Source organism: Bacillus sp. 95MFCvi2.1 (assembly GCF_000374965.1).
Taxonomy (GTDB): Bacteria; Bacillota; Bacilli; order Bacillales; family Bacillaceae_G; genus Bacillus_A; species Bacillus_A pseudomycoides.
This window is the reverse complement of the sequence record NZ_KB895778.1, coordinates 1-1,362: the sequence shown is the minus strand read 5'-3', so window position 1 is coordinate 1,362 and position 1,362 is coordinate 1. Positions and strand designations below refer to the sequence as shown.

Here is a 1,362-nt window from a genome sequence, read left to right as displayed (position 1 = left end):
GCATACATACAATAAGGGAATGCAGTATAGATCAGTCTACAAGCATTCCCTTGCTATTAGTATGTTATTTTTTTATAGATTTTGAGTTATTACGATATAGGCTATGTATAGTAAAGATAAAAAGATAAATATATCTAGTGTTAAAAAGACGTATAAAATTATTTTTATTTTTTTAGATTCATCATTTTTAATCATATAGATAATGAATAGAATTGTGATTGATTGAAATAAAATGGTGAAAAATAAAAAGCTAATAGAAAATACTATAACGTTTGGTGCAAATCCTGTATTTCCAATAAGTAGAGTACTGATTATGTTAAGGATAAATGTAATTATTATAAAAGTATATTTATAGATGTTTTTAATTTTGATCACCTACTTTAATTTTTTGTTTGATAATATAGTTGTTTATTTTTATGGTTATATATAAGTATTTTGTTATTGTTTTTGTCTACAATGTAAACATCTTTTTCTTGCCAATCTATCCCGTGAGGTATATCTTTTTCGATTGAAAATAAAACGTCTTTATTTCTAAAAGGGATTGAATTTCGATGAGCATGAATGTTTATTTCATGATCTTTTGTTTCAATGCTATAATCTCCTGAATAATTGGAGAAGAACGGTGTTAATTTACTATAAATATATAAAATTTCTTTTTTATCGCTTTCTTGATAAAAGTGGGAATTAATAACCTTTAGATCTGATGTTTTTATGTCTTTTGGTATAAGTAAAAAGGCAACGAGACAATAAAATATAACAACAATAGTAATTAAAGAATATATGTATAGAGAGGCTATTAATAAATATCTTTTATAATTGCTTTGTTTTATTATCTGATTTTGCAAATTTGAATCCTCCTTTAATAAAGAATCAATTGAAACATTAAATAGATTGCTTAAGGCTAATAAATTGGCTAGATCAGGAAGACTTTTTCCTAGTTCCCATTTAGATATGACTTGTCTTGAAATAAATAATTGGTTGGCTACATCTTCTTGTGTCATTTTATTTAGTAATCTTAAATGTTTAATTTTTTTTCCAATGTCCATATTTGTACCTCCTTCAATTAATTTAATTTATTCTAATATTAAATAGTAAGAAACGCATTGTAGCGTTATAAAAAAAGCCTGCAACAATCTGTTGCAGGCCCTTTTATCACGATTTATCTTCTCAATAATTAAGAATTAGGAAGATGAGTTATAGGGGTACTGACACATGCCCATTAACCTAAGAATGTTTACTATTCATTATTCTTAAAGGCATTATTTTTTCTAGATTAATAAGAAGGGACAGCACAAAAAAGACACCTACAGAGGTGTCTTTTTTTTATTATAGAAATATCTTAAAATAGATATCTGATATCAT

1 protein-coding gene is annotated in these 1,362 nt (G+C 25.4%); it reads right to left on the bottom strand.

What is annotated here, in order from left to right:
* Positions 1–380 precede the first annotated feature (380 nt).
* The gene (locus C568_RS0130220) at positions 381–1,046 is read right to left on the bottom strand and encodes a helix-turn-helix domain-containing protein (RefSeq protein ID WP_018783746.1); all 666 of its coding nucleotides are present in this window, start codon (positions 1,044–1,046) and stop codon (positions 381–383) included.
* Between the last annotated feature and the right edge of the window lie 316 nt (positions 1,047–1,362).